The 21,520-nt window shown below is 41.1% G+C and carries 20 protein-coding genes; 13 read left to right on the top strand and 7 right to left on the bottom strand.

Annotated elements, in window-relative coordinates:
• Positions 1-43: 43 nt before the first annotated feature.
• Positions 44-868, bottom strand: coding sequence for an exodeoxyribonuclease III (xthA, locus tag AAEY78_RS03625; RefSeq protein ID WP_352337402.1), 825 nt, complete (start codon positions 866-868; stop codon positions 44-46).
• Between the two features lie 253 nt (positions 869-1,121).
• Between xthA and AAEY78_RS03630 the strand changes: the two genes are divergently transcribed.
• The 3 genes from AAEY78_RS03630 (at position 1,122) to AAEY78_RS03640 (ending at position 3,571) form a co-directional block, all read left to right on the top strand.
• Positions 1,122-1,739, top strand: a complete 618-nt coding sequence (locus AAEY78_RS03630) for a hotdog family protein (RefSeq protein WP_352337404.1) — start codon at positions 1,122-1,124, stop codon at positions 1,737-1,739.
• A 9-nt stretch (positions 1,740-1,748) separates the two neighbouring features.
• The gene (locus AAEY78_RS03635) at positions 1,749-2,567 is read left to right on the top strand and encodes an ABC transporter ATP-binding protein (protein WP_352337405.1); all 819 of its coding nucleotides are present in this window, start codon (positions 1,749-1,751) and stop codon (positions 2,565-2,567) included.
• 209 nt (positions 2,568-2,776) lie between these two features.
• Positions 2,777-3,571: an ABC transporter permease gene (locus AAEY78_RS03640; protein ID WP_352337407.1), complete on the top strand. Its 795-nt coding sequence runs from the start codon at positions 2,777-2,779 to the stop codon at positions 3,569-3,571.
• 203 nt (positions 3,572-3,774) lie between these two features.
• Here AAEY78_RS03640 and AAEY78_RS03645 read toward each other — a convergent pair whose 3' ends face one another.
• The 4 genes from AAEY78_RS03645 to sohB all read right to left on the bottom strand — a co-directional run bounded on the left by AAEY78_RS03645 (position 3,775) and on the right by sohB (position 7,538).
• Entirely contained in the window at positions 3,775-4,647 is an 873-nt protein-coding gene (locus AAEY78_RS03645) for an SDR family oxidoreductase (protein WP_352337711.1), read from the bottom strand.
• 215 nt (positions 4,648-4,862) lie between these two features.
• A complete protein-coding gene (locus AAEY78_RS03650) occupies positions 4,863-5,615 on the bottom strand; it encodes a histidine phosphatase family protein (protein WP_352337409.1) in 753 nt (250 codons plus the stop codon).
• An 83-nt stretch (positions 5,616-5,698) separates the two neighbouring features.
• Positions 5,699-6,331, bottom strand: coding sequence for a DUF1543 domain-containing protein (locus AAEY78_RS03655; RefSeq protein WP_352337411.1), 633 nt, complete (start codon positions 6,329-6,331; stop codon positions 5,699-5,701).
• A 226-nt stretch (positions 6,332-6,557) separates the two neighbouring features.
• Positions 6,558-7,538: a protease SohB gene (gene sohB, locus AAEY78_RS03660; RefSeq protein WP_352337413.1), complete on the bottom strand. Its 981-nt coding sequence runs from the start codon at positions 7,536-7,538 to the stop codon at positions 6,558-6,560.
• Positions 7,539-8,015: 477 nt separating this feature from the next.
• On the opposite strand from sohB, the gene aspS reads away from it, so the two are divergent.
• The 4 genes from aspS (at position 8,016) to AAEY78_RS03680 (ending at position 12,812) form a co-directional block, all read left to right on the top strand.
• Complete coding sequence (aspS, locus tag AAEY78_RS03665) at positions 8,016-9,872, top strand: aspartate--tRNA ligase (protein WP_352337415.1); 1,857 nt, start codon at positions 8,016-8,018, stop codon at positions 9,870-9,872.
• 102 nt (positions 9,873-9,974) lie between these two features.
• A complete protein-coding gene (locus tag AAEY78_RS03670) occupies positions 9,975-10,931 on the top strand; it encodes a lysophospholipid acyltransferase family protein (protein WP_352337417.1) in 957 nt (318 codons plus the stop codon).
• A 207-nt stretch (positions 10,932-11,138) separates the two neighbouring features.
• Positions 11,139-11,855, top strand: coding sequence for a glycosyltransferase (locus AAEY78_RS03675; protein WP_352337713.1), 717 nt, complete (start codon positions 11,139-11,141; stop codon positions 11,853-11,855).
• 99 nt (positions 11,856-11,954) lie between these two features.
• On the top strand, positions 11,955-12,812 hold the full coding sequence (locus AAEY78_RS03680) for a WaaZ-like lipopolysaccharide core biosynthesis protein (protein ID WP_352337419.1): 858 nt from the start codon (positions 11,955-11,957) through the stop codon (positions 12,810-12,812).
• Between the two features lie 24 nt (positions 12,813-12,836).
• On the opposite strand, the gene AAEY78_RS03685 is transcribed toward AAEY78_RS03680, so the two are convergent.
• A complete protein-coding gene (locus tag AAEY78_RS03685; protein WP_352337421.1) occupies positions 12,837-13,931 on the bottom strand; it encodes a glycosyltransferase in 1,095 nt (364 codons plus the stop codon).
• 149 nt (positions 13,932-14,080) lie between these two features.
• Here AAEY78_RS03685 and AAEY78_RS03690 point away from each other — a divergent pair, with 149 nt between their 5' ends.
• The 6 genes from AAEY78_RS03690 (at position 14,081) to AAEY78_RS03715 (ending at position 20,150) form a co-directional block, all read left to right on the top strand.
• Positions 14,081-14,848: a hypothetical protein gene (locus AAEY78_RS03690; protein ID WP_352337422.1), complete on the top strand. Its 768-nt coding sequence runs from the start codon at positions 14,081-14,083 to the stop codon at positions 14,846-14,848.
• 44 nt (positions 14,849-14,892) lie between these two features.
• Entirely contained in the window at positions 14,893-15,585 is a 693-nt protein-coding gene (locus AAEY78_RS03695) for a putative nucleotide-diphospho-sugar transferase (protein WP_352337424.1), read from the top strand.
• A 284-nt stretch (positions 15,586-15,869) separates the two neighbouring features.
• Complete coding sequence (locus AAEY78_RS03700) at positions 15,870-17,441, top strand: glycosyltransferase family 39 protein (RefSeq protein ID WP_352337426.1); 1,572 nt, start codon at positions 15,870-15,872, stop codon at positions 17,439-17,441.
• 114 nt (positions 17,442-17,555) lie between these two features.
• Entirely contained in the window at positions 17,556-18,707 is a 1,152-nt protein-coding gene (locus AAEY78_RS03705; RefSeq protein ID WP_352337427.1) for a glycosyltransferase family 2 protein, read from the top strand.
• Positions 18,700-19,173 (top strand): GtrA family protein, encoded by a 474-nt coding sequence (locus AAEY78_RS03710; RefSeq protein ID WP_352337428.1) that lies wholly within the window; start codon positions 18,700-18,702, stop codon positions 19,171-19,173. The genes AAEY78_RS03705 and AAEY78_RS03710 overlap by 8 nt, the downstream gene beginning before the upstream one ends.
• A complete protein-coding gene (locus AAEY78_RS03715; RefSeq protein WP_352337430.1) occupies positions 19,170-20,150 on the top strand; it encodes a ChbG/HpnK family deacetylase in 981 nt (326 codons plus the stop codon). Before AAEY78_RS03710 ends, AAEY78_RS03715 begins: the two co-directional genes overlap by 4 nt.
• 130 nt (positions 20,151-20,280) lie before the next feature.
• On the opposite strand, the gene AAEY78_RS03720 is transcribed toward AAEY78_RS03715, so the two are convergent.
• Positions 20,281-21,210 (bottom strand): branched-chain amino acid transaminase, encoded by a 930-nt coding sequence (locus AAEY78_RS03720; protein WP_352337431.1) that lies wholly within the window; start codon positions 21,208-21,210, stop codon positions 20,281-20,283.
• Positions 21,211-21,520 lie beyond the last annotated feature (310 nt).

Raw genomic sequence — 21,520 nt, forward strand, 5'->3', positions numbered from 1 at the left:
GCCAGTATTTATTCTTTATCCCTTTAAAAAGACACTGCTAAAATTACGATTGATTTAAGTCAAAAGCTGACCAAATGGGTGCATGATCTGACGGCTTTTCCATTGCTCGTAGCTCGTAACTGATACCCGCACCAATGCAATGCGTTTTTAAATCGGGCGTACAGAGAATATGGTCAATACGCAAGCCACGCTTAGGCTCATCATTAAAGCCACGACTGCGGTAGTCAAACCAGCTGTACAAGTCTGAGCGCTCTGGATAATGCAGACGATAGGTGTCGGTCAGCTCGCGATCCATTAACGCTGCGTACCACTCACGCTCTTCCGGTAAAAATGAGGTTTTTCTATTTTTTAACCACCGTTTAGCATTCACTTCACCAATACCAATATCGATATCTTCTGGGGCAATATTCATATCGCCCATGATAATCAGTGAGCGACCTTCGGCTTTTAGCATATCAATATATGCCATTAAATCCGCATAATAAGCACGCTTCATCGGAAACTTGGTCGGATGATCTTGGCTTTCGCCTTGCGGGAAATAACCATTTAACACATCAATCTCACGCCCTTGCAATACATAACGCCCATGAATAAAGCGCCTTTGCGCCTCTGCGTCATCATTAGGAAAGCCTTTTTGCACAAAAATAGGCGCAACTTTTGACAATAACGCTACACCGTAATGCGCTTTTTGCCCAAAATATTCAACGTGATAGCCTAAATTTTCTACCATCTCAAGCGGAAATTGCTCATCATGAACCTTAGTTTCTTGCAAACCAATGATATCAGGGTCAATAATATCGCGTAAGGCTTCAAGTTGATGCGGGCGGGCGCGAATACCATTGATATTAAAGCTCACAAAACGGCTCATGCATTATCCTATTATTATCAGTCGAAAGTTTATTAAAAGTTAAAAATTAGTGAATATAAAGACGCTTCTCTATAGCGAAAGGCAAGAATCCGCTTAAACTGGTAGATTATTTTGCTATAGTTTGCCTATTATTAATGCTGACACTATGATTACCAACACTATAATTGGTATGATTCATATTAATGTAAGGTTTAACCTACTACATTATACATTGCGCGTTGTGCCACTTTTAATACTATGATTGAGTTATTTTATGACTACTACTAACCCCCAAAGTACAACACATATTCATATAAAAAAACCTGCCACCGTCGATAGCGCGGATAAACCTTTGTTTGCGGTCGATTATCACGTTTATATTAATCATACCGACGCTGGTGGGATAGTCTACCACGCCAATCATCTGGTGTTTTTTGAAAACTGTCGCCGCGACTGGTTTACTACCTTAGGCTTTGATACTTACTTTTTACAAACTGAAGACGGGCAAATTCAGCATTTTGTTGTGAACCAAGTGGAGCTCCAGTATCGTAAAGCCATATTTTTAGATGAAATAATCAGTGTACGTATCGATAAAGTAGAGCTAAAGCCTGCCAGCATTATATTTCATCAAAGCATTCATCGCAATTTCCCTACTGATTCTTCTGTGAATAGTGGCTTGCCTGATAATATGACTAACGCCAAAGCATCGCTATTAAGTAGTGCCAAAATTGTCATCGCCTGCGTGCAGAATCAAGCCAAAGGTCAAGAACCATCAAGCCAGTCGGCTGACAAATCAGTAGCAAGTGCTAACCCTATCCGTCCTATTCGCGTGCCAGAGCAGCTACAGGGTATCATTAAGCAAGCGATAACGCAGCAAAGTGTGCGGTCATAACTGTTGCTAATGCCTAACTTGACTCCTAGTCCATTATTGTCTTTTAGCGATATCTGGGTACATGGCAATCGCCTAGTACCCATCAATACGGATAAGCGCTTTCTTGGTATGCGTATCAATCGCCATAAGACACCTAATCAGCAATTAAAGTCATCTGAAGCTGCTCAATATACTGATAAGCCTCTTTTAATTAGAGCAGCTAATGGTGAATTGTTAGCAAGGCAACTGACGATGCTCACCGGTCATTCTGGTAGCGGTAAATCAGTATTATTGCGAGTATTAGCAGGATTAGCGCCTTATACCGCAGGTGATATTTGGCTGTATGAGAAGAATAAGCAATTAAACAGCCATGATATGCCTGCGACTGACTGGCGAACCCAAGTAGCCTTACTGGCACAGCATCCACAGCTAGTAGAAGGTAGCGTTTTGGACAATTTAAAATTGCCCTATACCTTGCAAGCCCACAAACATCTTGCTTTTGATATTGAGTGGCATATTGAGCAATTGACGTTATTACGACGTCATCAAGATCTATTACAGCAGTCAGCAGCGCATCTGTCAGGTGGCGAGCGTCAATTGGTTAATACCCTGCGACTGTTGCAATTACAGCCACAAGTATTACTATTAGATGAGCCTACAGCAGCGCTTGATGCCGATACTGCGCATCATTTTATCCAATGGCTAATAAATTGGTTACATGCTGAGTCGCAGCGTACCCTGCTTTGGGTGACGCATGATACGCACGCTATTATGCCATTTTCTGATAAACACTGGCATATGAACTCTGGTGTATTAACAGACATAACTACCAATAAAAATAAGAAATAGCAGTTATATTTATAGAGGGTTTATCATATATTTATATTCTTCCTTTTATAAATGCACTATATTTAACGATTGTCTCTCAACCATTCATTTTCACCTATTATTTATTAAACTTAGATTTCTAAATACTCATTCCTAAACCCTCATTTCTAAACATTGATTTCTAGATGCCAATTTTTTAGATGTTAACTTCTACATACTGATAGCCAATAATGACTAATACACATGAATTGCAAATTTTACTAAGCTATTGGGATGTGGCACTTGCCAGCAGTCTAATAGTGCTGGTGCTCGTCATTTCGTGGCGGTTACGCTTAAACCTGACGTCAACGTTACTGATGGCAGCGGCGCGTACTATCATTCAACTGAGTTTTATTGGGCTAATCCTAGCTTGGATATTTGCCCGCAAGCAATGGTATGAAGTATTAGTGATTTTGACGATAATGACTTTAATTGCCGCTATTGCCGCTAAAAATCGGGTGAAACGCGCTTACAAAGGTTTATTAACCGATACTTTTATTGCAGTTAGTACGTCAGCTATTTTGGTAACTGGACTTGCTATTGGGCTTATCTTGCAAGTCCAGCCTTGGTACACGCCGCAATTTGTTATTCCTATTTTGGGGCTGATATTAGGCAACTCTCTTACTGCCATTTCATTAACCAGTAATCAGTTGGTCAATGATATGCATGAGCAAAGCGCCCGTATTGAGATGATGCTATCACTATCAGCAACGCCATTCGAAGCGGTACATGCATCCATCCGCGCTGCTATCGTTAATGGAATGACGCCAACGCTCAATTCCATGCTGGTGGTTGGCATTGTTAGCTTACCCGGGATGATGACGGGGCAAATATTAGCAGGCGCTGACCCGACCCAAGCGGTACGCTATCAAATCGTCACCATGTTTTTAATTTGCGTAAGTAGTACCCTTGGCTGCACCTTGAGCGCCTTACTTATCTATCGCCGGTTTTTTAATCGTCATCAGCAGCTGATTCTACCAAGCTAATTATTCAGCATTTTTTATTAAGATTCTTTAAACGCTATTGTTTAGACAAAAAATTAACGTCAATTACCCATCATTTATAAGCTGTCATTAAGTATAAGTAGTTATCAAAAAAGCCCTCAACATTTACGAAGAGGGCTTTTTTGACAAGTATAAAAAATTAGCTATTTATAAAGTCTAAACAGCTGATTTTATTAACTATAGATTTAACCACTAATTTTATTCACCATAGATAATGGCAAATGCTTCATAGCTTGTCCAACGATTGACCATGGCAAACTTGGCACGCAGGCTTCATCAACGCCTGCTTCAATTGCCGCGACAATGGCAGCCGTACCCGTTTCTGCATCGACTTCAAATGGCAGCGGCTTGGCATTGGTATTAATCTCCGTACGAATATAACCCGGATAAATAGTGGAGACTTTAATAGGTAAATTATCCAAAATCATATCGGCGCGGATGCCTTCTGCTAGATATGCCAAGCCAGCTTTACATGCACCATAAGTAGTCATATGTTTTGGCAATCCACGCATTGCTGACATACTCGATATCACCACCAAATGTCCACTATTTTGCGCACGAAACAGAGTCATTGCGGCTTCACATTGCGCCAATGCGGCGACGAAATTAATCTCTGCGGTGCGGCGATTGGTCTCAAAACGACCTTTACCAATCCGGCGGCTTTCACCGACTCCAGCATTTACTACCACACGATCAATTTGACCAAAATCTTTTGCAAAGGCATTAAAAACTTCAAAAACTGCTGCATAATCACTGACATCTAACGCGCGATACTTGACACGAATATCAGGATGGCGCGCAGTTAACTCTGTCTGTAATTGCGCTAAGCGCTCAGTACGACGGGCACAAATCGCCAGATTATAGCCAAGCGTCGCGAACAAACGCGCCATACTCTCCCCAAGACCTGAGCTGGCACCCGTGATTAGCACCGTTTTACCCTGTCCCACTTGCTGCTTTAACAGACCTTTTAAATAGCGCTCAGGTTGAATGGCACTATATACCTGCAAGCTACCTTGCTTGGCAGTTTGGCTGGCTCGTTTTATCAATCTGTCTGGCATATGTAGCATAGGCACTCCGTTATCGGTATTTATACAAGTCACAATTACATTGTAAATAGAGTAAAAAACAATAGGGTAAAAGCATTATAAATTTTGAAATAAAAAATAATAAGTCGAATATTATAATAGATATTTGTCGATGTTTACATGGCGATTATGTATTAAGTTATATATCAACCGCCTTATTTTTAATACTTTTCTATAGCGAGAATCGTTTAATGCTTAGTCACAAATCGCTTACCTTGTGTAAATAAATGGCTATGCTCATTAAATGACAATAGTTGCGGTATAGGCAGCTGCATATCAATGGCAGTAACGCCGGTATTGACTGAGCTTTTGGTCAATTGATAAGCGGTTTGACTGCCTTGCTGTAATAAATGAGCGGTTATTGCGGAAATTACGCCACCTGAGGTAAATACCAATACCGTACTATCGTTTTCTAAATATGGTAATTGGGTCACTTGTGCGCGCAAATTTACTAAGGCTTGCTGAGCGCGCTGACTAAAGGTAGGCCAGCTTTCAATATATTCCTCATCATGCCTACCCGCATGCCAGCGCTGCATGGCTTGTCCGAACATCTCGCCTAGTCGTACCAATGGCTGACTGTCTCGCGCTAGCTCAGCGGCAATCTCTGCTTGTGTGCGTAAATGAGGCGTTAATTTCATAAATACATCTTCATGATTGAACTCATCAAACGCTGGCAATACATAATTGCTCGATGTCGCCATATCAAATATAGGCAGCTCACAACGACTCTCTAGCGCTGGCTGATACTGTGACCAAAAATGCGCTGCTGAATCACGCTGACGTACCAAACTGCCGCTAAATATCGCATCAATACGGCGTTCTGCCTGCGCATAATGTTGCCCAAGCAAACGCGCTTGCTCACAACCTAAGTCTGAAAGTTGGTCATAATTGGCTTGTCCAAACGATGCTTGACCGTGGCGCGCTAAGAGAATGGTTGTCATGATAAAATCCATTTGCTGATGAGTGTGAAGAAATAGTTATTATTAATAAAATTTGCCGTATGTTCATTGATGTGATATTAACTTTACAGCGTACTAGAGTCACTTAACGCGCGTAGCTTTTTTAAACTAAGATAGCCAATATAAGACTTATCTTCCTGCTCTAGTGCCCCATCCATTTCAGCATTTGTATTTGTATCTGCAGGTATCAGTGGCGTAATCATTAAGCGTCCACCCGATAATAAATCATTCACATTATAAATCTCATCGATATCGACTTGTTGCTTATCATCAATATGCGACGCGGCATTAAAAGGCGTGGCTTTATCTTGAAAGCTAAAGCGCTTATGAAACTCTGATTGCTTTGCTTGTTTAATAGCATCCGCTTGGTCTGGCGCGACAATTAATAATTTATGATGAAACTCTTCAAACTCGCCTGCCAAATAACCGCCTAAATTAATAAAGAATAACTTTAATGATTGCTCTGTATTAATATTCGGCGCGTCAGTGGTTGCCTGCCACTGAATACGGTAATTATCTACTACCGTTACTTGCCGATAAGCATCTACATGCCACTTATTTTTAACTTCTGACCAATGGCTATTAATCGATTCAACAAAGTCGCCAATCTGTTCACCAATGCCAAAATAGATATCGTGCTGCTCAATTAAGCGCCCTTTTGGTCGCGCTCCAATTTTAATCATAAATAATCTCGGCATTTTAACTCCTTGTTTGTGCCCTTATCCTTATCGCTATACATAATCTCTGTGTTGTTTTAAACGATACCTTGAGCTTTATATATAAAATACTTTATCTTCTACTAATTATTTGTATTCTAGTTACATGCACACAGCAAAAAGGCGTACCCGTTAAGGACACACCTTTTATAAAATCATACGGTTTTATGATGATAAGTCAATTTATAACACGTGACTTTATGACCCATTATTTTAAAATATTAAAGCGACTGTTAAAATCCAAGCGCGATAGAACTTCAGGCAGCTTATCCACTGCAATATTTAACGCTGACTCTGCTGCTTGAGATAAGCCCAGCTTTTCTGCAAAGGTTGGCTTTTGGCGTGAATGTAAGGCATAAACGTCATGATTTTCCATTCGCTCTAGCAAGTAGCTGTCCGACGTTTGCAAGCGATCGACCAAATTTAAATGCACGGCATCTTCGCCATACCAGTGCTCACCCGTCGCTACTTTATCTAAGTCCAGCATACCGCGGTAACGATTAACGAAATGTTTAAACAGCTCATGGGTTTGTTCAAGTTCTTCTTGATACTTGGCACGGTCTTCATCGTCATTTTCGCCAAATACGGTCACCGTGCGCTTATAGTCACCGGCAGTAAACATCTCATAATCAACGTCATGATTTTTTAGCCATTTATGAAAGTTTGGCAATTGCGAGACCACGCCGATAGAGCCAATAATTGCAAATGGCGCGGCAATAATATTATCTGCCACACACGCCATCATATAACCGCCACTTGCCGCGACTTTATCGACGCATACCGTCAGCTTAAGACCGGCGTCCTTTAAACGCGCCAACTGCGCTGCCGCCAAGCCATAACTGTGTACCAATCCGCCACCAGATTCAAGACGAATAACCACTTCATCGCCTTTATTGGCAGTACTGATAAGCGTGCTAATCTCTTCGCGCAAATGCTTGACGGCAGTGGCTTTCATATCGCCATCAAAATCAAGAACGAAGACTTGCGCAGATTTATCGCTACCTTTGCCTTTACGCTTACTTTTGGCTTTGGCATCTTTCTTATCTTGCTTGGCGAGCGTTTTTTTAAATTGCTTAAGGGCAGCCTTACCTTGTGTGGCTTCTACCAAATCCTGCTGGCGCTGCGCTTGGCTTTTATTTAAGTGCATGACTTTAAGTTCAACAGGGTTTTTGGGTGGATGGAAAAGCATAATGATAACTCCTTAAATATTTACTGTTATTTATAAATTGAGGATATTTTATTTGTAGCAATGCGTTTGTCGGTAAATATGGTCATAAACGTGCGCTTAATATGCGCGCTTGCTGTTTTACTTTCAAGCTTAGTTGTCATATTTAACCAATCACTTACACGACTGACTTATTAGGTCACAGCTTATCTACAGTTAATGACATTCTTAGGGTAATATTATTCTCATTTCTGAGCGCTTAACAAAGGGGCTGCAAGCGAGCATCCTGCCTGAATGTGTTGGCGCGGTTGTATAATAAAAGCACTTTAGGCATAATATGCGTTTACATTTAATTTTCTGTAGCCTACGTGATGACCATTTGTTTACATCGCGTTGTCTGTGCTGTCTTTTTTGCTAACAATTAACCTTAGCAGTGAGCGCGACGTATAGGGCTGCATGATTGATTTTTTGAATCGGGCTGATAACTGGACAACTATTATTATGACGAACAGCACTATGATGCAAAGTGAAACCACTCACAGCCAATACCGAGATGAATATTGCGGCGCGGTAACTGAAAGCTTACTTGAGCAAACCATTACTATCGTCGGCTGGGTACATCGTCGTCGCGATCACGGTGGCGTGATTTTCTTAGACATGCGCGACCGTGCAGGCATTCTGCAAGTGGTTGTCGATCCAGATACGCCAGAAGCGTTTGCTACTGCTGATGCCGTACGTCCAGAATATGTACTAAAAATTACTGGTCGCGTACGCCAACGCTACGCGGGTACTGAAAATGCCAATATGACCAGTGGTCAAATTGAGATGTTAGGCAAAGAAATTGAAGTCTTGGCAAAGTCTGAAACCCCGCCTTTTCCATTGAATGATGAGAAAACCACGGTATCAGAAGATTTGCGTCTAAAGTATCGCTATCTTGATATGCGTCGTCCAGAAATGCAAGAGCGTATGGTTTTCCGTGCCAAAGCCACTTCAGCAATTCGTCGTTATTTAGATGACCATGGCTTTTTGGATGTTGAAACACCTATATTGACTCGTGCAACGCCAGAAGGCGCGCGCGATTATCTTGTCCCATCACGTACGCGTCCAGGTAACTTCTTTGCACTGCCACAATCACCGCAGCTGTTTAAGCAATTATTAATGGTCGCAGGTTTTGACCGTTATTATCAAATCGCTAAATGCTTCCGTGATGAAGATTTACGTGCTGACCGTCAGCCTGAATTCACCCAAGTGGATATTGAGACTTCTTTCTTAAATGAAGAAGAAATCATGAATATCAACGAAGGTTTAATCAAGCATGTCTTTAAGACGATGATGAATGTTGAGTTTGAACAGTTCCCGCGTATGACTTATGCAGAAGCAATGCGTGATTATGCGTCAGATAAGCCTGACTTACGTATTCCACTTAAATTGATTGATGTTGCTGACCTCATGCAAGCAGTTGATTTTAAAGTGTTCTCAGGTCCTGCAAACGATCCAAAAGGTCGCGTTGCTGCCCTACGTATTCCTGGTGGTAGCTCTTTAAGCCGTAAACAGATTGACGAATATACCAAATTCGTTGGTATTTATGGCGCACGTGGGTTGGCTTATATTAAAGTTAATGACGCAAGCAACATTAATAATGGCGTTGATAAAGAGTCTGGTCTCCAGTCGCCAATTATTAAAAATATGACTGACGACGTACTTGCCAGCTTAGTCGAACGTACTGGCGCAGTAGATGGCGATATCATCTTCTTTGGTGCGGATAAAGCCCGTGTGGTTAATGATGCGATGGGCGCGTTACGTCAAAAAATCGGTCTTGATTTAGAGATGACCACTTGCGAGTGGGCTCCTCTTTGGGTCACTGACTTCCCAATGTTTGAAGAAACTGACGATGGCAAATGGACGTCAATGCACCATCCATTTACTAAGCCAAAAGGCTCTGTCGCCGAGTTAAAAGAAAGTCCAGCAACTGCACTATCTATTGCTTACGATATGGTATTAAACGGTACTGAAGTGGGCGGTGGTAGCTTACGTATCAATACTTTAGAGATGCAAACAGCCGTATTTGAAGCACTTGGTATCGACGAGCAAGAAGCTGAAGATAAATTCAGCTTCTTATTAGACGCCCTAAAATATGGTGCGCCACCGCACGGTGGTTTAGCTTTTGGTTTGGATCGCTTAATTATGTTGATGGTAGGCGCAGACTCTATTCGTGATGTTATCGCTTTCCCAAAAACCAAAACTGCGGAGTGTCCATTAACCCAAGCACCTGCTGAAGTAGATGGCAAGCAGCTTCGTGAACTGGGTATCCGTGTACGCGAAAAAGCACAAGCTGATACCAACAAATCTGCCCAATAAAAGCTTCGTGATAAGTAATAAATGATGAATGATAAATAGGCGGATAATGTTTAGCTATAGTTTATCTGATTGGTTATGTGATTCATTACTGCGTGAGCGGTCATGAATCCCTATCAAGTATTCAAAGTCGCGCCACTGTCTGTTCTGCAGATGCTGGCACGTTTTGTTGCGTGGATTATCGTTCAATACCCAAATTTTAGTATTATGCGCACGATTGATATCAATTTGCGACTGGTAACACCAGCGTTAACCGATAACCAAAAGCAGGCGATTACCAAAGATATCGTAAAGCATCAATGTCTAAGCAGTGTTGAGTCGATTAAAAGCTGGGCAATGTCACCTGACTGGAGCATTGCTCAAATCAATCAGGTTCATAATAAAGACATTTTTTTAGCCGCATTAGCCAATCCTAACGGCATGCTGGCCATCGTACCGCATTTAGGTACGTGGGAGATGATGAACGCTTGGCTCAATCAGTTTGGCGCGCCAACCATCATGTATAAGCCGGTCAAAGGTGATATCACCAATGACTTTGTACTACAAGGGCGCGCTCGACTGAATGCGACCTTAGTACCGACTGACGGTAGCGGCGTTAAAGCAGTATTTAAAACCCTTAAGCAAGGCGGTTTTAGTATCGTACTGCCTGATCATGTCCCTGAACCCTCAGGCGGTGTTATAGTACCGTTTTTTGGTATTGAAACGCTCACCAGTACCCTTGCATCTAAGCTCGCCAGCAAAACCAAGTGTGCTTTAGTAGGACTGTCTTGTATTCGCCGTGATGATGGTCAGGGGTTTGATATTTATTGCTATCAATTAGACGATCCGGCGCTATATGACCGCAATGCCTCTGTCTCTACTTATGCCTTAAATCAGGCGATGGAGCGGATGATTCAAGCAAATTTCAGTCATTATATGTGGGGTTATCGGCGTTTTAAACATATCCCGCATTTACATAATCCCTATTCTGCAGACCCTGCAACGCTTGAGGCGTTTATTCGCACCCGACCTTCTCGTTCTGATAGTCCTGCACCCACTGATGTTCATCACCTTAATAATTAGACGTTAGCGTTTAAGGATTAATAATTAAATGCTAGTGATTGCAACATACAAATACGTTATCCTACGCTAAAATTGGCAAGTAACTTAATTCCTTATTTTTAAATAATACAATACGAGTGCCTCATGACAATTGACGCAACTGAAAATTCAGCCTCCTCTCCTTCACATTCAGGAATAAACACCCCTGAACAGCGTTATATTATCTGTATGAAATGGGGTGACAAATACGGTGCTGAGTACGTTAACCGTTTATACAACATGGTCAGCCGTCATTTAACCTTAGACTTTCAGATGATTTGTTTAACTGACGATAGTACGGGTATTGATACTGCGGTTCAATGTTATCCGATACCAGAGCTGAACCTGCCAGCAGGACCAGAACGCGGCTGGAAAAAGCTGACGACCTTTCAGCCTGAACTTTATGGTCTAAAAGGTGTCGCCTTATTTTTAGATATTGATATCGTTATTATTGATAATATTGATGCGTTCTTTACCTACCAAGCTGAGCATAACGATAGTGTCGTCATTATCCGTGATTGGAAAAAGCCATGGCGGATGATTGGTAACAGCTCAGTTTATCGTTTTAATGTTGGGATGGGCACTTATCCTAATTTGCTAGCGAATTTTGAGCGTAACTTTGCAACCATTCGTACTCAAGTTCGCCATGAGCAAGCGTATTTATCCAATTATCTACGTGAACATCATCATTTAGAATATTGGGATAAAACATGGTGTGTCAGCTTCAAATATCAATGCATGGCACCCATTCCCTTTAATTTTGTACGCGCCCCACATCTCCCCAATGGCGCAAAAATTGTCATATTTCATGGTGAGATTAATCCGCCTGAGGCTATCAATGGTGGCGGCGGTAAATGGTATCGCCATGTCAAGCCCAGCCCTTGGCTACAAGAATATTGGCAATAATAATATTCATAAGGATCTAATCATATTTATTGTCTAGGCTTAGAATCAACACGTAAAAAATATTAACTAAAACGGCTCATTCTAATTTTGGACTATCATATGGTGCTCAATCTGGCATTACCTCCTACCGCTGATTTTGTTATTAAGGACCAGCTGATTACTATTAAAGCGTTTAACGCCAGTGAATCACAACAAAACCTGCAAGGACAAGCCGTTAATATTATTGCCTCTGGTCCTTCTATTGCTGATTTGGTATTTTCAGCAATGCAAAACACGACTACTATTTTTGTCAATGGCAGTATTAGCCTGATTGCTCAGCATAACTTTACTGCGGTTGTAGGCTACGTGATTAGTGACGCACGGTTTATCAATCATCAACCTGAGATTTTACGAGACTATTATAAGGGGCAGCCTTTATATGCAACTTTAGCTGTTTTTGAGGCGATGGCAATAACGCATCCTGAAATTATGTGTACGTATTATAAATCCATGCGCATTTTATATCCTGTTGATAGACCTTGGGGCGTCAAATCAAATCAGTCTTTATTCAATAAACTATCTTTTAAAAATAAATGGCTGCATAGAAAAAAGCCATTGTCTTATTTTACGGATGACGCTCATTTTATGATTGATGCAAATCATAGGCCTACTGCTATTGGCGTATCACTTGATGTTACTTATGGATTTGTAGAAGCAGGAACGGTTGCTTATGTAGCAGCGCAGCTCGCATTTTCCCGCCAAGCAGGTGCTATTCATTTGTATGGTGTTGATTTGCTTAATAGCAGCCAGCCACGCTTTTATGAAAGCGCTCAAAATAGCGCACCGAGTAAACTTGATAAAGCTGTTTATGAGCGTATCGTACCGTCCTTTGATTTATTAGCTAAAGTTTACAAATCGCACGGCGTAGCAGTGATAAATCACTCACCTATTTCGCAATCTCTTTTTAATTTTTGCTAATGTATTTTTTATGAGTACCATGCTTCATTGAGCATAAAAATCTAAATACTGCTGAGCAATAATAGTGGGTGACAATTGCTGTTTTAGAGGTGCGTTGTAGGCATCTGGATATGCTATAGCGTTATCTATCAAAGCGGCTAATCCTTCAATATTACCGACATCAACTAAGTTTTTATCCGGTAATAATTCTCTGGGTCCAAACGGACAATCCGTACTGATAACCGGCACATTCAATGCTTGCGCTTCAACAATGACATAACCAAACCCTTCAAATTTTGAGCTCAGTACTAACAATGCCGCATGAGCAATCAGAGGATAGGGATTGGTTTGGAAACCCAAAAATTTAACATTGTTATCAATACCCAACTCAATCGCCAGCTGTTTTATCTCTTCTTCAAGTCGTCCTTTACCGACTAACACTAATGGCAGTTTATGTTTTGTTTTCGCATAGGCTTGCAGTAAGTCTCGATGACCTTTCATGCTGTCAAATGAGCCAACATGAATGATGTAACCCTTATTAATCAAACCAAACTCTTTAATAGAAAAAGGCTGGCTTGCCAATTGTTTGATTTGATTCACATCACAAGGGTTATAAATCGTCGTGATTTTATAAGAATTGCCAATAAGTACTAACAAGTCTTGACGTGCACCGTCACTCACACAACTGCAAAGGTGCTTGCCATAAACTGCTTTTAGATGATTAATTGTCTGTTTAGGAGACGTTTTGAGTTGTTCTTGAAACTGTCTGGACAACGCGGTATGCACGACATTAATGATATTAGGCAGCTGGCTATATGCCATAATCCAGTTAATTTTATAAATATTTGCTAAAACTAAATCAGGCACTCCGATATTGTTAAGCACATAGTTGTCAATGCGCGCAGCAACCTGTTTATAGGCAGTTGCTTGCTCAGTTTCTGTGTCTAGTAATTGCTCATTATATGGCACGATATGATGCTGAACGCGGGCATCCAATACCATATCATCTGACGCCTCCAAGCAAAGGACGTGCACCTCATAATTCATCTCAATATACGCACGCGCCATTGTCGTGACCATGCGCTCTGCACCGCGCCCTTCTAACGCTTTTAATATTAGTAGAATAATTGGTTTTTTCATAAGAGTCTCAGAGTATTCTATTCTATAAAGCCCAAAAACAGATACTGAGCATTACTAGATTAATCTTATAATATTTGTCACACTATATTATTAAACCAGTCCATACAGTGATTTAATATTCTGATATCTAAGAACAAGGCTTTAAAAAGATGACTACACCTACAGGATGGCAACGTAAATTTATTTTATTATTTAAAAATGAAAAAACACTTAATGCTCAGGCAATTATTAATCAGTTTACTAAAAAAAGCTTGAATGAGATGAAAGCTTGCACTATTACTGTTTCAACATGTAATTCTGTGGCTTTATCTAATAAGCCTAGAACTAAGGATTTACAAGATCATTTAGACAACCTAAAGCATCAGTTTATTGGACAGTCAGAATTGTGTTTTTATCATGCGAACTTGATTGTTTTTCTACGTCGAGGTTATAAGATAGACAGCACCTTTACTGACTTTGAATACCTTTGGAATACGGAAACAGATTATTTATTGAATCATTTGTCTCTACGATGGATAGTCTCCGCTTGCGATACATTTATTGATCATACTCATGATACAACTAGAGCAGCGATTTTAATGAATGTCCCCACGCTCATAAATACGCTTAGGGTCTATGAAACCAAAGAATTTTTGCAACATAACTCCAACTCTATACCTTTGGTTGATGATAGCGTCTCCGCGCTTTATAACGGTGATCTTCCTTTATATAATGGCTTAACCTATTTCCGCATCGGTTCTGATGATACATTGAAAAATCTGCGGAATCGTTATGAAATTTTTTATGACTCTGATAAGCTAGCGACCTCTATTTTACTGAGCGTTTTTGATAAACTGCAATATAACGATAGTGCCTTTACTACTATGCGCAATTTACACAAAGACGAAAAATCTAGTTGGTGGTTAGAATCATTGTAAGTCTGTACCACCTATAATTGAGTTCCAATTTTATTGAGTAACAAATGAACACAACATCTCAGCCTGCACCTTTCATCAATCTAAACACTTCTGATAATTTTCTTGTCTGCTGTTTTTATACCGACAGCTACCGCGACCATGCGTTATCTTTGCAACAATCTCTTGATAATTTTAACCTAAATTACTACTTTAAAGAAGTCGAGGATGTAGGCTATTGGGAAGCGAACACCCGTATCAAACCTCATTTTATATTAGAATGTTTAAAGCAATTTCCGGAAAAAGATGTCCTATATTTAGATGCTGACGCTTTGGTAAGAAAACCCTTAGATTATTTTAATCATATTACAGCAGATGTTGTCTTTTATAAAACTAAAGGAATGTCAGGCATGTCGCACGACTACTTAGCCAGCACAATGTTCTTTAAGAACACACCTAATACTATTAAACTCGTTCAACAATGGATTGCGGAACAAGTCAATGGTAAGCGTACACAAGTCGATCAGGACAGTCTTGATATGGCTATGGAAAAACTTGGCAACACTTTAACAGTCGAACCGCTTAACCCTGGATATATTAAAATCTTCGATAAAGACTACAATGGTGAAGTCTATATTGAGCAGTATCAAGCAAGTAGAGGACTTACTAAGCTTAAACGACAAAAGATACGGGGACGGAATCGAATGGTAGGTGGTCTCATTCTATTCGCTATTGTTGGCCTTATCATATTAACAACGTAATAATACTTGTCCAAAACAACTGATATTTTATTCTAGGAGTATGCTTATCTAAATATAGGTTATAGGCATAAAATAGTTTATATAACTCAGTTGCACAATAATATCAGAGTAGCATAACTCTTTCTCTTTGAATAAAAATTTACTGACTGTTACTAATCATCGATACTCTCTATAATGGCGCTCGAATCTTTGAATTTTCCTCTACCACCCTATCAAGCCCATGTTCTAAAATGATATGAGTACGTTGAAGGGCAATAGCAATCAAAAGTGACAAGAGTGTGGTTATGACCCAGTCCTTCAATAGCAAATCTACCTCTCAGACAATATCATCACCTGATAGCAGTAATAGCAGACAAAAATCTTGGCAATGGTTTAGTCTATTGTTAGTGGCTTATTTTCTAGTTTGGTCGATTGCACCCGTCTTTCTTGCCAGTAGTGTGCCGCTTGATGTCGCTGAAGGCGTTAATTGGGGTAGTGAATGGCAGTGGGGTTATTATAAGCATCCGCCCTTCTCTTCTTGGGTATTGTACAGTTTTTATAAGATATTTGGGCACGTTAGTCCTTATTTACTGAGTCAATTGTACGTTCTACTCACGCTCTTTTTGGTCTATCAATTGGGTAAAAAGGTTTGGTCGCAAGAGACGGCTTTACTCGGCAGTGCGTTAACCTTGGCAGTCACTTATTATGTTTATCCAAGTCTTGAGTTCAATCATAATATTGCGCAATTCCCTATTTGGGTTGGGCTATATTTAGCTTTTTATCAAGCATTGAACCGTAATCGATTAGCTGACTGGATATTGCTCGGAATATTGGGCGGTATCGGAATGCTGACGAAATATACCGTCATCTTTTTACTGATACCGATGGCACTGTATCTGGCATTACCAAAACAGTGGGCATTGCTCAAACAACCAAAGCCTTGGCTGGCGGCTTTTATTATGTTGGCTATTTTTGCGCCGCATTTATATTGGCTCATACAACATGACTGGCTACCACTTAGTTATGCAAATGGACGCTCACAAGAAGGGAGTGCTCTTGCCAGCAGTATGCAGCGCCATTTTAGTAGTTTTGGTTTTATTGCTGCTCAATTGCTCGCCCATATCCCATTATTATTGATGCTTATTTTTAATCGTAAGCGTTTATTTAGTGTATATTCCTACCGGTATAATTTGCCAGCTGGCGCTGCGCTGTTATGGTATCTTTGGGCAGCGCCCGCGGTGGTGGTTATTGTATTAAGCTTGGTATTCGGTATTGGCTTGCGCGATATGTGGGGTATGCCGATGTGGGGCTTGTCAGGATTACTGGCAGCATCATTTATTATCCCTGCTGCACAGGCAGTAGCAACGGTAAAACTTCGTAACGCTTTAACTTTCTGGTTGATACTTGCTACAGTATTAAGCATGGTCTATGTGGGTGTCGGTGATAAGATACGTCATAAGCCCTCTCGCATGCAGTGGCCTGAGCAAGCATTAGCGGTACAGGCGCAAGAAACCTGGCAATCCCTAAGCAGCTGTCCTTTAGATAGCGTGTCTGGCGACCGCTGGCTTGGTGCACTGGTTGCGATGAATAATGACTTTCCTTCACAAATGATTTCGGGACCTGCAAGCCACTCGCCATGGATGACGACTGAGCGCCTACAGAAAAATGGTACATTGGTCATGTGGCAAGATGATAGCGATGTTGAACTACCACTGCTCAATGAGCTGACTACTGTTGCTCCTAACAGCACGGCTAAAGGTATGGTTAAGCATCAAGGTCAATGGCAGATTGACTGGCGTGATAGCAATGCTAAGTTACCGCTCGTTATAAATTGGGTGGCTTATGTGCCAGCGCACTGTCAGAAATCGTCAAAATAATAATCAGTACAATAAATCAGTACAATAATAAATCATTATAAATAGATACTCCTGCACGACTGCTTAGTGGTTATGAGTGGTTATGCATTTTAACCCATGCAAATGAGTGTGCTCATGTCTACTATCCAGCCTTATTTATCGCTTATTATGCCAGCGTATAATGATGCAGAAGCTTTGCAAGCATTCTTACCCCAAGTATTCGCCTTTACGGCAACATTGTCTACTCATAACGATAGCGCTGAACGTCAATCTTCTTATCAAGATAGCCTATTGAATAAACCTTTGGCAAACTGTGAGATTATCATCATTGATGATGGCAGCCGTGATGATGTGGTCAGCGTGGTTAAGCGCTTGATGCCTAGCTGTCCGCCAAATACAACATTGCATTTGGTGCGTTTATCGCGTAACTTTGGCAAAGAGCCTGCCTTAAGCGCGGGTCTAGATATTGCGGAAGGTCAGCTTGTGGCGATGATTGATGCCGACGGGCAGCATCCATTACCAATATTAACTCAAATGCTCACGATGATGGCGCAGTCTGATATCGATATGGTAGCTGGCATTCAAGCGGATCGTCCGCATGAGAGCCGTTTTGCAAAAACGTTAAAAGGCAGCTTTTATCACTTTATTCAAGACAGCCAGCGTTATGAGATTCGACCCAACGCTGGTGATTTTCGAGTGATGAATCGCAAGGTCGTACTGGCGTTACGTGCACTGCCAGAACGGCAACGGTTTATGAAAGGCTTATATGCTTGGGTCGGCTTTAACACGGTTTATCTGCCATTCACAGCGGACAATCGCGATACGGGCGAGAGCAAATTTAACTTCAGTAGTTTGTTTGAGCTGGCATTGGTCGGTATCACCTCTTTTTCACACAAGCCACTACGCTTGATATCACGAGTGGGTTTTGTGGTCTCGGCATTGGCTTTTTTATACGGTTTATATATCGTTATTGAAACACTATTGATTGGCAATGATGTAGAAGGTTGGGCGACGGTAGCAGCTGGCATCATGTTCTCAACCGGTATTCAGCTGGTCTGTATTGGTGTCATTGGTGAATATGTTGGCAGGCTATATGAAGAAGTAAAACAGCGCCCACTATACTTAATTAATGAAACCATTAGCAGTGATAACGATGGTAAAAATAGTAATGACCGTCATAAAAACATCGTAAACAATAATATTATAAGTGACAGTAATTTAATCGAGAATGTGGCGAATATGACTAACCTTCAACCAAGCGTTCGCTCCTCTAATCGTCATGAATAATACCAGTGCAACATCATCGCTTAAATCATCCTCTAAGCAAGCGCTATGGTTCTTGATAGTAGGTGCCTGTGCAGCTTTGGTACATTTTTTAATGTTGGTTAGTATTGTTAATGTCACTGCCACTCGTCCCGCTTTAGCCAATATTTTCGCTTTTTTAGTGGCATTTATTGTTAGCTTTATTGGTCATTTTTATCTCACTTTCAGTCATTCTATTCCTGATACTATCGTTAGCAATCCTAATCAAGACAACATAAGCGCGTCCTATGGGACAAAAACCAACACGTTACAAACTCTGTTAAAATGGTTCGCCAGTTCTGCAGCGGGATTTGCACTCAATCAGGGCTTGTTTGTATTGGGACTTAACTGGCTTGGTGAACGCTACTATATGCTGATTTGGCTGGTCGTGACCGTTATTATTACTGTCATGACTTTTGCATTGGGTAAACTTTGGGCATTTAAATCATGATTACCATAAAAAATAAAAACGCGCAGCAGCAGAGCGCACAACCGTCAAAGTCTGCCCGTGCTATTATCATTAATGTTGATGATCTGGGCTTATCTGGTGCGGTCAATGAAGCGGTCATCCATCTTGCTGAACGTGGGCGCATCGGTGCCAGCAGTTATATGACTGGTGGACACATCACCGATACTGAGAAGCGCACTTTAGCTGAATTACAAGTCGATATCGGGCTACATCTAGACTTAACTGGCATATTCCCTTCAACTTTGCGCCGCTCGTTAAAGTCACTGGTTATCAGCAGTTATTTGCGGCGGTTAAAGTCAGGCGAAGTGACTGATATTATTAAGCGCCAATTGGATGACTTTGAAGACACCTTTGGGCATGCACCAGTTTTTGTTGATGGGCATCAGCATATTCATCAGTTTCCTATCATTCGTCAGTGCTTAATGACAGAGTTGAATAGCCGCTATAATCCTGAATTGCAGCACTCTATTAGCGCGCGTACGACTACGCCATTGGTTAACGACTTAAAGTCTTGGATTATTTATGGTCTTGGCGGTCATGCGTGGCGCAAGTTATGTGCAGAAAATAAGATTGTAACCAATGATTATTTTGGTGGCGTGTATGGTTTTGATGCAAGCTTTCAAGAGCTTTCTGTACTTTGGGAGCGTTGGCTAAGCCGCGCCCCATCATCCGCCTATTTGACACCGGCGCTTCATACACTTCCTTCTAGCCTCGAGTCTTTTGGCACCTATGCACAATACGGCTCCACTACCCCGGCCATTCACGCGGCGCCCATTGCCTTACCCGATACTTTAACGACTACCTTGATTATGTGCCATCCTGCCGTCCCTGCGAATAACTGGCAAGATGAGATTAAAAGAGCGCGCGAGTACGAATATGAGTGGCTAATAAGTCATCAATTTGAGCAATTATTATATGATAACAATGTCCGCTTACTGCATTGGTCAGAAATCGGTTAATCCATATTATTTATAAATGACAGTGACAACATTCATTTTATTTTAATAAAAAAACTAAAAAAGCCAAGACTATCATTAGTCTTGGCTTTCTTAACATAACGTTTGGCGCTTATAAAGCTCAGTTCATAAATTAGTCAATAAAGCTTAACCAATCCATATATTGCTCATTGCGACCATGAACCACATCAAAATAAAGGGTTTGCAATTTTTCGGTCAACTCACCGCGACCACCATTGCCAATAACGCGATCATCATATTCACGAATAGGCGTGACTTCCGCCGCAGTGCCGGTCATAAATATCTCATCGGCTAAGTAAAATTCATCGCGCGTGATACGGCGCTCAATCACTTTAATACCTAAGTCATTAGCAAACTGAATGATGGTACGACGCGTAATGCCGTCTAATGCACCGCCCGCTAAATCTGGCGTATGTAGCACGCCATCTTTAACTAAGAACAAGTTCTCACCAGCGCCTTGGCACACAAAACCTTGTGGATCCATCAAGATAGCTTCGTCATAGCCACTGCGCGTGACTTCTTGGTTTGCCATGATAGATACGGGATAATTGCTTGAGGCTTTCGCTTTACACATGGTCACGTTTGGCATGTGGTGGGTGTATGACGAGGTCTTAACTCGGATACCGTTTTTGATACCTTCTTCACCCAAATAAGCGCCCCAATGCCAAGCGCCAACCATCGCATTCACGCTGTTATCATGTGACGACAAACCAAGTTTTTCTGCGCCAATCCAAATCAGTGGACGAATATACGCTTCTGCTAGATTGTTTTGTTTGACCACATCTTTTTGTGCTTGCTCAAGGGTTGCTGCATCAAATGGCACATCTAGCTGGAAAATCTTAGCCGAGCCTAGCAGACGCTCGGTATGTTCTTTTAGACGAAAAATTGCAGTGCGATTATCATCAGTTTGATAAGCACGCACGCCTTCAAATACCGCTATACCGTAATGTAGACTGTGGGTAAATATATGAACTTTAGCATCTGGCTGATCAATCATCGTGCCATTCATCCAAAGTTTGCCGTCTTCTTTTGACATATCCATTCAATAATCCTTACGCTAGCGCTGGTGTCTAACTTTTTTGTTGAGTAATTGAAATACTATGAAACCGTATGGTTGTCGCCCACTTGTTCACTATAGATATTCTATAGTCGAGTGTTAACCGTTTTATCATTTTTAACGGTCAGTTTTCTCGCCCTTGTTATGGGCTGCAAAAGATTATATCACTGGCAGCGAATAGAAATGAAATCTTTTAGTTTGCTCACCTCAGGCTTTTTTTTATCATCTTTTTATGCAGAATATATTCTCTGTACGACGATGGATATTATTTTAGTGATGAATTTTTATTGATAAT

Origin of the sequence: Psychrobacter sp. 16-MNA-CIBAN-0192, from assembly GCF_040309565.1 — a bacterium.
Taxonomy (GTDB): Bacteria; Pseudomonadota; Gammaproteobacteria; order Pseudomonadales; family Moraxellaceae; genus Psychrobacter.

Bases quoted from the DNA above. Each gene is read 5' to 3' on its own strand.
- xthA (WP_352337402.1), bottom strand. From the start codon at position 868: ATGAGCCGTTTTGTGAGCTTTAATATCAATGGTATTCGCGCCCGCCCG.
- AAEY78_RS03630 (WP_352337404.1), top strand. From the start codon at position 1,122: ATGACTACTACTAACCCCCAAAGTACAACACATATTCATATAAAAAAA.
- AAEY78_RS03635 (WP_352337405.1), top strand. From the start codon at position 1,749: ATGCCTAACTTGACTCCTAGTCCATTATTGTCTTTTAGCGATATCTGG.
- AAEY78_RS03640 (WP_352337407.1), top strand. From the start codon at position 2,777: ATGACTAATACACATGAATTGCAAATTTTACTAAGCTATTGGGATGTG.
- AAEY78_RS03645 (WP_352337711.1), bottom strand. From the start codon at position 4,647: ATGCCAGACAGATTGATAAAACGAGCCAGCCAAACTGCCAAGCAAGGT.
- AAEY78_RS03650 (WP_352337409.1), bottom strand. From the start codon at position 5,615: ATGACAACCATTCTCTTAGCGCGCCACGGTCAAGCATCGTTTGGACAA.
- AAEY78_RS03655 (WP_352337411.1), bottom strand. From the start codon at position 6,331: ATGCCGAGATTATTTATGATTAAAATTGGAGCGCGACCAAAAGGGCGC.
- sohB (WP_352337413.1), bottom strand. From the start codon at position 7,538: ATGCTTTTCCATCCACCCAAAAACCCTGTTGAACTTAAAGTCATGCAC.
- aspS (WP_352337415.1), top strand. From the start codon at position 8,016: ATGACGAACAGCACTATGATGCAAAGTGAAACCACTCACAGCCAATAC.
- AAEY78_RS03670 (WP_352337417.1), top strand. From the start codon at position 9,975: ATGAATCCCTATCAAGTATTCAAAGTCGCGCCACTGTCTGTTCTGCAG.
- AAEY78_RS03675 (WP_352337713.1), top strand. From the start codon at position 11,139: ATGAAATGGGGTGACAAATACGGTGCTGAGTACGTTAACCGTTTATAC.
- AAEY78_RS03680 (WP_352337419.1), top strand. From the start codon at position 11,955: ATGGTGCTCAATCTGGCATTACCTCCTACCGCTGATTTTGTTATTAAG.
- AAEY78_RS03685 (WP_352337421.1), bottom strand. From the start codon at position 13,931: ATGAAAAAACCAATTATTCTACTAATATTAAAAGCGTTAGAAGGGCGC.
- AAEY78_RS03690 (WP_352337422.1), top strand. From the start codon at position 14,081: ATGACTACACCTACAGGATGGCAACGTAAATTTATTTTATTATTTAAA.
- AAEY78_RS03695 (WP_352337424.1), top strand. From the start codon at position 14,893: ATGAACACAACATCTCAGCCTGCACCTTTCATCAATCTAAACACTTCT.
- AAEY78_RS03700 (WP_352337426.1), top strand. From the start codon at position 15,870: ATGACCCAGTCCTTCAATAGCAAATCTACCTCTCAGACAATATCATCA.
- AAEY78_RS03705 (WP_352337427.1), top strand. From the start codon at position 17,556: ATGTCTACTATCCAGCCTTATTTATCGCTTATTATGCCAGCGTATAAT.
- AAEY78_RS03710 (WP_352337428.1), top strand. From the start codon at position 18,700: ATGAATAATACCAGTGCAACATCATCGCTTAAATCATCCTCTAAGCAA.
- AAEY78_RS03715 (WP_352337430.1), top strand. From the start codon at position 19,170: ATGATTACCATAAAAAATAAAAACGCGCAGCAGCAGAGCGCACAACCG.
- AAEY78_RS03720 (WP_352337431.1), bottom strand. From the start codon at position 21,210: ATGGATATGTCAAAAGAAGACGGCAAACTTTGGATGAATGGCACGATG.